Source organism: Sanguibacteroides sp. AM78-02pH3A, assembly GCF_027666085.1.
GTDB lineage: Bacteria > Bacteroidota > Bacteroidia > Bacteroidales > Marinifilaceae > Gabonibacter > Gabonibacter massiliensis.
On record NZ_JAQEHX010000008.1, the window covers coordinates 121,147 to 131,689 of the forward strand.

General features: G+C 44.8%; 8 protein-coding genes and 1 pseudogene. All 9 read right to left on the bottom strand.

All coding sequences use genetic code 11. The features are described from left to right. Positions 1-100: 100 nt before the first annotated feature. Entirely contained in the window at positions 101-964 is an 864-nt protein-coding gene (gene rfbD / locus PGR74_RS11795) for a dTDP-4-dehydrorhamnose reductase (RefSeq protein ID WP_041502321.1), read from the bottom strand. 12 nt (positions 965-976) lie between these two features. Next, entirely contained in the window at positions 977-2,917 is a 1,941-nt protein-coding gene (locus tag PGR74_RS11800) for a polysaccharide biosynthesis protein (protein WP_041502322.1), read from the bottom strand. 43 nt (positions 2,918-2,960) lie between these two features. Next, positions 2,961-3,506, bottom strand: a complete 546-nt coding sequence (gene rfbC / locus PGR74_RS11805; RefSeq protein ID WP_041502323.1) for a dTDP-4-dehydrorhamnose 3,5-epimerase — start codon at positions 3,504-3,506, stop codon at positions 2,961-2,963. Between the two features lie 26 nt (positions 3,507-3,532). Then, on the bottom strand, positions 3,533-4,591 hold the full coding sequence (gene rfbB / locus PGR74_RS11810; RefSeq protein WP_270517223.1) for a dTDP-glucose 4,6-dehydratase: 1,059 nt from the start codon (positions 4,589-4,591) through the stop codon (positions 3,533-3,535). 107 nt (positions 4,592-4,698) lie between these two features. After that, positions 4,699-5,571: a glucose-1-phosphate thymidylyltransferase RfbA gene (gene rfbA / locus PGR74_RS11815; RefSeq protein WP_041502325.1), complete on the bottom strand. Its 873-nt coding sequence runs from the start codon at positions 5,569-5,571 to the stop codon at positions 4,699-4,701. 146 nt (positions 5,572-5,717) lie between these two features. Beyond that, positions 5,718-6,116 carry a WbuC family cupin fold metalloprotein gene (locus PGR74_RS11820; protein ID WP_041504843.1) on the bottom strand — a complete coding sequence of 133 codons (399 nt, stop codon included), beginning with the start codon at positions 6,114-6,116 and terminating at the stop codon, positions 5,718-5,720. Between the two features lie 38 nt (positions 6,117-6,154). After that, positions 6,155-9,079: an FAD-binding and (Fe-S)-binding domain-containing protein gene (locus PGR74_RS11825; RefSeq protein ID WP_270517225.1), complete on the bottom strand. Its 2,925-nt coding sequence runs from the start codon at positions 9,077-9,079 to the stop codon at positions 6,155-6,157. A 100-nt stretch (positions 9,080-9,179) separates the two neighbouring features. Continuing rightward, on the bottom strand, positions 9,180-10,151 hold the full coding sequence (locus tag PGR74_RS11830) for a Gfo/Idh/MocA family oxidoreductase (protein ID WP_041504806.1): 972 nt from the start codon (positions 10,149-10,151) through the stop codon (positions 9,180-9,182). Positions 10,152-10,180: 29 nt separating this feature from the next. Further along, positions 10,181-10,543: pseudogene (locus tag PGR74_RS11835) on the bottom strand (UDP-GlcNAc--UDP-phosphate GlcNAc-1-phosphate transferase); the annotation flags it as partial.

The window sequence follows — 10,543 nt, forward strand, 5'->3', positions numbered from 1 at the left end:
TTAATACAATACTTTATATCGTTACTAATCTCACAAACGTTCCGATACCCGGAAAGCAATCCCCTTTCTCCCCCGGCAAATACTCTTCTCCGCCCAAATACTATGCTTTGAATCCTTTGTTCATACACCGGATCAAGGCTTCTTTCCATTCCGGAATCTCTATTTCGAATTCCCGCTTAATCTTTGCCTTATCCAATACCGAATAGATCGGACGTTTCGCCTTTACCGGGTATTGATCCGTAGAAATAGGATTTACCCGACAACTCTCTCCGGATAAAGAAACGATCTCCTTTGCAAATTCATACCAAGAACAACTACCCTCATTCGTGTAATGATAGATACCTTCATGTTCCGGTAATTCATCATTCTCTAACATCTTTATTATAGCATCAGCCAAATCTCCCGCGTAAGTCGGAGTTCCCCATTGATCATCCACCACATTCACCTCCTCTTTTTCTTTAGCGAGGCGACAAATCGTCTTGACAAAATTATGCCCGAATGACGAATACAACCAAGCGGTACGAATAATAATATGCATGCAACCGGAACGTTTGATAGCCTGTTCTCCTTCTAATTTGGTACGCCCGTAGACAGTCTGCGGATTCGTTGCCTCTTTTTCCGTGTAAGGATGATCATGAATTCCGTCAAAAACATAATCCGTGGAGATATGTATCAATAAACAGTCCAATCTCGCGGCAGCCTTAGCCAAATTAGCGACGGCATCCCGATTGATTAAAGCCGCTTTCTCCTCCTCTTCTTCGGCCCGATCTACCGCGGTATAGGCAGCACAATTAATGATCGTATCGATTTCATGCACCTCGATGAACGAACATATTGCTTTTAAATCCGTTATATCCAACTCCTCTACATCCGTGTAAAACACCTCGTCTAACAATGAAAACTTTCTTTCCTGAAATTCCGAGCCTAACTGTCCGTTAGCCCCTGTTATCAATATATTCGCCATACCTTAAAAACACTAAACATGAACTTTATCAAATTTCTCAAATTCCGAATTTTTGCTGATGTACTCCGGTACGATCATTTTCATTTTACAAATCATTTCAGGAATATTCACAGCCGACGATAATTCACAAATCTCCTTCAACTCCTCTTTTATCTCCTCATAGTCATACTCTCTGACTTTAGCAATACGGATCTTATCGTGCATCGTGGGGCTCGTATTCTCCTTATTACTCAACAACTCCTCGTATAACTTTTCCCCGGGACGTAAACCGGTATAAACGATTTTTATCTCTTTATCCGGAACAAACCCGGATAATTCTATCATACGCCGGGCCATATCCGCAATCTTCACCGGTTTTCCCATCTCAAATATAAAAATCTCACCGCCGTCACCCATGGTCCCTGCCTCTAACACCAATCGACAAGCTTCCGGTATCGTCATGAAATAACGAATAATATCCGGATGAGTCACCGTCACCGGTCCCCCGTTTCTGATTTGCTCCCTGAACCGGGGAATCACCGACCCGTTAGATCCCAAAACATTCCCGAATCGGGTAGTAATGAATCGGGTTCGTCCCGCGTATTTCCCGTCTCGAATAGCCACACTTAAACTCTGGACATAGATTTCCGCCAAACGCTTCGAAGCTCCCATCACATTCGTAGGATTCACCGCCTTATCCGTAGAGATCATGACAAACTGATCTACCCCGTATTTTACGGAATAATCCGCCATATTGCAAGTCCCACATACATTAACCAACACGGCCTCACAGGGATTCAACTCCATCAATGGGACATGTTTATAAGCCGCCGCATGAAAAACGACTTGCGGATGGTACTTACGAAAAACGAAATCCACCCGCTCCGGAGAGCGTACGTCCCCGATAACCGGAACGAAAGAAGTCCCCGGATAACGATCTGTGAATTCCAACTGTATATTATGCATAGGTGTCTCGGCCGAATCAAAAAGAATCAACTGTCTGATCTTAAAACGAGTCAATTGCCTGCAAAGTTCGCTTCCTATAGAACCGGCAGCCCCGGTAACCATCACTACTTTACCTTCCAATTTAGCCGAAATCTCCCGCATGCTGATTCGAATCTCATCGCGTCCCAACAAATCCTCCAAGCGAATGGTTTTCATTCGGGGACGAGGCAGATTGCCATCGTATACCTCTTCGATTCCGGGAAGTATAAGCATTTCCAAACCTCTTTTTTGACAAAAACGTACCAACCGGTCCTGTTCGTCCTGGGCCGTCCAATAATCCGGAAAAACAATGCCTTTAACCTGCAAGCGCCTTACCAGACGATTAAAAGACTCCTCTCCCTTCACGGAATAAACAGAGACTCCGGATAAGCGGTAATGCTTGTATCGCCTGCCTATCGTCAAGTATCCCACTACCCGGTAATTAGGTAGGAAATTATTAGATAACGTAATATTCAACGAAGCACTTTTGCTATCCATACCATATATTAAAACCCGCTCGACCTGGCCTATCGAATGCGTCTTTAAAAATTCGTACACATTGATAAACAAGACCCTCAGGGAAACCAATACGACGGCACTAAAATTCAAATCGATAATCCCACCCAGCAACAAACGGTTTACCGAAACCTCCGGAATGATCCAATGAATGGTAAAATACAACAATATCACCTTCAAAATAATAGCCACCCCGATACGCCACGTTTCCTGCAGTGTCGTATGCCTCACGACTCCCCGATAAGCATGCAATCCCAGAAAAGCCAACAAGCTATACACGGCTGACCATACCGTCAATCCCCCCACATACCCCGCCTTTATTGGCGTTTCTGTCACATACATAATAATAAAATAAACAAACAGGGTCACGCCAACGGATAAAATCAAATCTATGGCCAATACGATCCATCTGCTTATGTATCTCGAGTGTACAATTTTAGAAGCCAAGCTCCTCAGCTCGAACAACTCATTCATGATTCACTTTAATTTAACCGATGCAACCTATAACTTTAAGGAATCATATTCCTTTTACGTCCTTAAAATAAGGACGATTCTTATCCTTTTCAGATAAAATCATAACATCCGCAGGCAATCTCCAATCAATCCGCAAATCGGGATCATTATAACAAATACCCGCCTCATACTCCGGAGCATAAAAGTTATCGCATTTATACTGAAAAACGACCTCCTTGCTTAAAACGACAAAACCATGTGCAAACCCTTTCGGGATAAATAATTGCCGCTTATTCTCTCCGCTTAACTCTATCGCCAAATGCTTTCCATACGTGGGAGATCCGGTCCGTATATCAACGACTACATCCAAAATCATACCGCTCACCGCACGAACCAATTTCGATTGCGTGTAGGGAGGCAATTGGTAATGTAACCCCCTCAATACTCCGTGTACAGAACGAGATTCATTATCCTGTACAAATACTACCTTTCCTACTTGACGTTCAAATTCCCGCTGAGAAAAACTCTCGAAAAAATATCCCCGCTCATCTCCAAAAACCCGAGGTTCTATGATCACGACTCCCTCTATATCTGTCTTAACTACTTTCATCCGATAGATTATTATACTACAATACTCTAAATAGCAGAACCGTACATCTTTTCATAATAGGTTTGATAACCGCCGCTCGTCACGTTATCCAACCACTCCTGATTATCTAAATACCATCTTACCGTCTTCTCTATCCCTTCTTCGAACTGTAAAGAAGGCTCCCAACCCAATTCCTTATGCAATTTCGTCGAATCGATGGCATACCGCAAATCGTGTCCCGCCCGGTCGGTCACATAAGTGATCAACTTATCGGAAGTACCCTCCGGCCGCCCCAACAAACGATCCGTTACCCGGATCATCACTTTTATCAAATCGATATTTTTCCATTCATTGAAACCGCCGATATTGTACGTATCTCCTACCCTTCCTTCATGAAATATCAAATCGATCGCCCTCGCGTGATCCACCACGTATAACCAATCCCGCACGTTTTCTCCCTTGCCGTATACCGGAAGCGGCTTATCATGACGTATATTATTGATAAACAACGGAATTAACTTCTCAGGAAATTGATAAGGCCCGTAATTGTTTGAACAATTGGAAATTTTTATCGGCAAACCGTAAGTATCATGAAAAGCTCTCACGAAATGGTCGGAAGAAGCTTTAGAAGCAGAGTAAGGGGAATGGGGATCGTATTTCGTCGTCTCCACGAAAAAACTTCCGTCGTTTTTCAACGCTCCGTACACCTCATCGGTTGAGACATGATAAAATAATTTACCCTCGAACTCTCCGTCCCAAGCCAATTTAGCGGCCTGCAACAAACTCAATGTTCCCATCACGTTGGTTTGAGCGAACGAAAAGGGATCTTTAATGGAACGATCCACGTGGCTCTCCGCCGCCAAATGAATCACACCATCGATGCCATATTGACGAAAGATCTCCTGAATCCTGTCGAAATTACAAATATCCTCCTTCACAAATACATAATTAGGACAATGTTCGATATCCTCCAAGTTAGCTAAATTTCCGGCATACGTCAACTTGTCCAAATTCACGATCCGATATTCAGGATATTTATTTACCATCCATCTGACCAGATGCGAACCGATAAACCCGGCTCCACCGGTAATCAATATATTTTTCATCTTATTTCAAATTAAAATATTTAAGCTAAAAGTTTATCGAAGAACAAGTATACGATGAATTTACCCGTATCTCCCGACATACGCTCCGCTTCAGTTACTCATTCTAACTATTTCAACAACTTCAAAAGGTATTGCCCGTATTGATTTTTAATCATCGGCTGTGCCAACTTTTCCAATCGTTCACTTGTTATCCATCCCTTCCGGTAAGCGATCTCCTCCAGACAAGCAATTTTTAAACCTTGCCGCTTCTCTATTACCTCCACAAAAGTAGAAGCCTCGGCCAAGGAGTCGTGAGTTCCCGTATCCAACCAGGCAAATCCCCGTCCCAATAGTTGGACCTTTAACTCCTCTTCTTTCAGGAACTCCTGATTTACCGTGGTGATTTCCAGTTCTCCCCGGGCCGAAGGTTTTATTCCTTTTGCAACCTCAACAACCTTATTCGGATAGAAATACAGTCCCACGACCGCGTAATTGGATTTAGGTACTTTCGGCTTCTCCTCTATGCTCAGAACATTCCCTTTGGAATCAAATTCGGCAACGCCATAACGCTCCGGATCGCTCACCCAATAACCGAATACAGTCGCTTTCCCTTCCACCTCCGCCATTTTCACGGCCTCCGATAAACTCTTCGTAAAAGATTGTCCATAAAAAATATTATCTCCCAACACCAAACAAACAGAATCCTCCCCCACAAACTCTTCACCTATAATAAATGCCTGAGCCAATCCATCCGGAGAGGGTTGCTCGGCATAGGAAAAACAAACGCCATAATCCGACCCGTCTCCCAACAAACGCTTGAATCCCGGCAGATCTTGAGGCGTCGAAATAATTAAAATATCCCGGATTCCTGCCAACATCAATACGGATATCGGATAATATACCATCGGTTTATCGTAGATGGGCAACAATTGTTTGGATACCCCTTTCGTGATCGGATATAAACGCGTGCCCGAGCCTCCTGCTAATACAATACCTTTCATTCGATACGACTATTTACTTTATGAATCGCACAAACATACAACTTTTTAACTTCAAATCTTAACTTTTAAAACAGAAATCCTTTATTAACTCATAAATTACTAATTTAAATAGCAGAAAAGGAATATCGTTTGTTTTCCCTAAAAATCTATATCTCCATTATATTTTCTTTCCCCAAAGGCGTGTAAGGACCGTCCTTCACCTCGAAAATGACACTACCCCGCTCCAATACTTCTAACGTATGCCATTGTCCGGCGGGAATGTGAATGCCATGAATTCCCGCTAAAGGATTCAACAGGACACTCTCTGTCAATTCTCCTGTTTCATCGTAGAACAATACCTCTATTTTTCCTCGTAACAATATATAAGTTTCTGCCGTCGCGATATGACGGTGTATCGGCAAGATAGTCCCCGGTTCCAAAGCATTCAATAAACGCTGAGCCTTTGCATCCAACGTTTTATGAAAATTATAATTCATTCGTAACCTCGGATTCTCCTCCGCTTGCCGAGAAACCTCATTCAATAAATTTGTATCGATCAAATCCATATGTTTCATCTAATTCGCTAAATTAAAAATAAAAACCTTTATCCCTCCGTCTCCTGCCAGGCCTGAAACAAGACCTCGATCGGATGCAGGGCCGTTCGTCCCGTTCCATCCTTAATCTGTTGACGACAACTGGTTCCGGGTGCTGAAATACAAACGCCTTCATCCGCATTCCTTATTGCCGGAAACAGAACCTGCTCCCCTATCTTCATGGACAACTCGTAATGCTTTTTCTCGTAACCGAATGCCCCGGCCATACCGCAACATCCGGAAGGGATCACCTCCACCTCATAATTCTCAGGTAAAGACAACATGATCTTAGAAGGCTCGACGGATGCTAAGGATTTTTGGTGGCAATGCCCGTGCAATAAAATTTTCAACGGCTTACGAGTAAATTGCCCCGACCGGATATTCCCTTTCCGTATCTCCCGCACTATAAATTCATCATACAAAAGGCAATTTTTCCCCAAAGAAGAAGCTTCGGCTTTCAGATCGTCTCCGACCAAATCGGGATATTCGTCTCGAAAGGAGAGAATACAGGAAGGTTCAATTCCCACCAACGGGTTCTCGTCCGTCACGATATCCTTTAATAAAACGACATTTTTACGGGCTATTTTCTTTGCCTCTTTCAACAGCCCCTTGGACAGTGCCGTTCTTCCGCTTTCCACGTGCTCGGGGATCACCACCTCATATCCTAATCCGCTCAATAACTCGATCATCCGTATACCGACCCGCACATCCATGTAATCGGTAAATTCATCGGCAAACAGGTATATTTTTCCCCGGGTCGTATCCTTATTACAAGACCGATGGCGGGTAGCCCAATGCCGTAACGTCGTTTTATACAATTTCGGTATACTCCTTTCAGGTGCGAACCGTAAAAGTTTTTTCAATAAGCCGCCTGTCAACGGATTGGAGATAAATACATTATAAAGGGAAGGCAAGTACATACCCCAACGTTGTATCCGACTCAGGTTCGCTACAAGTAAAGCTTTCAGAGGCACACCGCAAACATCGTAATGGTGTTGCAAGAATTCAGCCTTATAACGGGCCATATCCACGTTTGAGGGGCATTCCGATTTACAAGCCTTACAGGAGACACAATTATCCAATATTTCCAACACCTCCGGCTGGTCGAATATCCGTTCGGTTTTCGGACGAGCCAACAGTTCCCGAAGTACGTTCGCCCGGGCACGCGTCGTATCCTTTTCATCCCCCGTCGCCCGAAAACTCGGACACATCGTTCCCCCGAACTCGGTTTCCTTCCGGCAATCCCCGGAACCATTGCATTGTTCGATAGCGCATACCCATCCCTTTTGCCGGGAAAAATCGAAATAGGTTTTCAAATCATCCTCCCCGGCATGATCCTCTTTGACCCTTAAATTCTTATCCATCGGAGGAGTATCTACAATCTTTCCCCGGTTGAATATTCCTGCCGGATCCCAACAACGTTTTACCTCCCGCATCATCTCGTATACCTCTTGCCCGAACAATACCGGAATAAACTCACCCCGCAACCGACCGTCCCCGTGCTCCCCGCTCAATGCACCCTTATGTTTTTTCACCAGTAATGCCGTCTCCTCAGCCACCTGCCGAAACAACCTCCGGTCCCTCTCTTTTTTCAAATCCAAAACAGGACGCAAATGCAATTCTCCGGTCGCAATATGGGCATGGTAGACGCAACTCAATCCCATACGTTCCAACATTGCCCCGAAATCCTTCATATAAGCCGGCAAACGTTCCGGAGCCACAGCCGTATCTTCAATCACCGAAACCGGTTTCGCACTTCCCGGCATTCCCGACAACAACCCCAATCCGGCTTTCCGCAAATCCCAAACCCGTTTGATATCCGTCCCGTACAATCGAGGATAATGATAACCGTACCCGTGCTTTTTAAAATCTTCCTCTATCGTATCCGCCAACCGATCGACCTCTTCACGGGAAGAACAAGCCAACTCTACGATTAAAATGGCCGCTGGATCCCCCTGAATAAAAAAACGATTTTTATTCTGCGCTATATTTCCTTTGCTCAATTCCAAAATCGTCCGGTCCATCAATTCTACGGCCATCGGCTTATGCTTCAAAGCCACTAAATTACCCTCGAATGCCTCTTCCAGCGTGGAGCAATGGATACATATCACCGCTTTCTCTTTCGGAGGCAACGCCACCAAACGCAATTTCAATTCCGTGATAAAAGCCAAGGTCCCCTCGGAGCCGGCTATCAACTTACAAAGATTAAAAGGTTCATCATACCGTTTATCGAAATAACCCGAATACAATAACTGGTCCATAGCATATCCCGAGTTCCTCCGACGCAATGCCGGATCCGGATAATGTTCGAGAATTTCCGTTTTGTGCTCCCGCAACATCCCCACCACCTTCCGGTATATCTCTCCTTCCAACGTATCCGACTCCAATTTTCCTTCCACCTCGTCGACCGTCAAATCTTTCAACACGACCTCCGTTCCGTCTCCCAACACCACTTTCGCTTCCAACAGATGATCCCTGACACTGCCGTATACCAACGAATGCAACCCGCAAGAATTATTTCCGACCATCCCTCCCATGCAACACCGGTTGGATGTCGAAGTTTCCGGTCCGAAAAACAGCCCGTACGGCTTCGTGTACGAATGCAAAGCCTCCAACACGACTCCGGGCTCTACCCTCACCCACTCTTCCTGCACATTCAACTCCAGGATCCGATTCATATGACGGGAAATATCCACGACCAAACCATCCCCCACGACCTGACCGGCCAACGAAGTACCGGCCGCCCTCGGGATCAACCCGACTTCATTTTCCCGCGCAAATTTCACGATCTCCTTTACATCCGAAGCATCTTTCGGGTATACGACCCCTAACGGCATCTCCCGGTAGGCCGACGCATCCGTCGCATAAATTACCCGATGGAGCAAATCAGACTCCACTTCACCTTTTATTCTTTGGGATAAAACATGTAAGTCCATTTCAATCTTAAATCCATTACACGCTAATAAGCTACAATATTATATAAAAAAGGCATGTGATAAAAACACATGCCCTAAACTTTTTATTATTACACTCCAATTACCTCTCCCATCCGAAAGGATGCTTCGCCAAAGGCAATTTGGCCAACGGGTGATAATCCCCTTTTAACCCGACAGGGGTCGCGTGCCGGATATCATGCACGATATTGATACAATTCCGGGCCTCTTCTATCCTGAACCCTTCTCCCGCCAATATTTTCCTGTAACTCTCCGTGTGTAATTCGGTAAATCCCTGGCTGAACTCGAATTCCTCTCCCTCGATCTGAATGGAACGATACGTTCTTTTCTCGCCTTCCACGGCATTCTCCGGCAGATTATCCGCGTTAATACTCAGGAAATAACGTACCCGTGCCCGTTTCAACCCGAGGTACCCCGCTACCCGGTCATGACTCATCACGTGAACGATGTTCTCCTTTACCGGACCGAATATCCAGGAAAGCATATCGTAAAAATGTACACCTATATTGGTAGCCACCCCACCGCTCTTGTGCTCGTCTCCCTTCCAGCTCGTGTAATACCAGTTTCCCCGGGAAGTGATATAGGTCAAATCCACGTCGTACACCTTATCTTCCGGCCCCTCGTCTATCCGTTTCTTTAACGCTTTTATGGCCTCGTGCAAACGCAATTGCAAAATCGTATATCCCTTGTGTCCCGTTTCCCGCTCCACCTCTTCCAAGGCATCGATATTCCACGGGTTCAACACCAACGGTTTTTCGCAAATCACGTCCGCCCCCAACCGCATCCCGTAACGCATGTGCGCGTCATGCAGGTAATTCGGAGTACATACCGACACGAAATCGATCTGCTTCTCCGTTCCTTTCAACTTCGAACAATGCCTGTCGAACAACTCCATCTCCGTGAAAAACGAGGCCTCCGGAAAAAAACTATCCATAATTCCCACGCTATCGAACTTATCATAAGCGGCAATCAACCGGTTCCCCGTATCCTTTATCGCACGCAAATGCCGGGGTGCAATATATCCTGCTGCCCCTATCAACGCAAAATTCTTCATATTATCTGATTATTTTTATAAAATGCTAATTAACAACTGTTCCCCTTTACATGCAGATGAAAATATTTCTTCATAAATAAGACATAGACTATACCTAATAACAAAATACTTCCTCCTAAACACCAATAACGGGCTCCCGGCAACATCAAATAGATCGTAACTACTATTCCCTGTAAAACCATATACACCAATGAGACTAACACATGCGGTAAAGTTAGCTCGTTAGCCATCAATTGATACATATGCTTCCGATGAGGGAGACTGATGTTTTCGTGTAATAGAAGCCGGTGAACCACAGTGAGTGTACTGTCCACACCATACACGACCAGCACCACGATGTAACTGAGATCCCGTGTTTGTATAATTAACTTCCCTAACAGGAATAAAATGAT

Excerpts from the sequence above, each read along its gene's own strand:
- PGR74_RS11800 (WP_041502322.1), bottom strand. The coding sequence starts at position 2,917 with ATGAATGAGTTGTTCGAGCTGAGGAGCTTGGCTTCTAAAATTGTACAC.
- rfbA (WP_041502325.1), bottom strand. The coding sequence starts at position 5,571 with ATGAAAGGTATTGTATTAGCAGGAGGCTCGGGCACGCGTTTATATCCG.
- PGR74_RS11830 (WP_041504806.1), bottom strand. The coding sequence starts at position 10,151 with ATGAAGAATTTTGCGTTGATAGGGGCAGCAGGATATATTGCACCCCGG.
- PGR74_RS11820 (WP_041504843.1), bottom strand. The coding sequence starts at position 6,116 with ATGGATTTGATCGATACAAATTTATTGAATGAGGTTTCTCGGCAAGCG.
- PGR74_RS11825 (WP_270517225.1), bottom strand. The coding sequence starts at position 9,079 with ATGGACTTACATGTTTTATCCCAAAGAATAAAAGGTGAAGTGGAGTCT.
- rfbC (WP_041502323.1), bottom strand. The coding sequence starts at position 3,506 with ATGAAAGTAGTTAAGACAGATATAGAGGGAGTCGTGATCATAGAACCT.
- rfbB (WP_270517223.1), bottom strand. The coding sequence starts at position 4,591 with ATGAAAAATATATTGATTACCGGTGGAGCCGGGTTTATCGGTTCGCAT.
- rfbD (WP_041502321.1), bottom strand. The coding sequence starts at position 964 with ATGGCGAATATATTGATAACAGGGGCTAACGGACAGTTAGGCTCGGAA.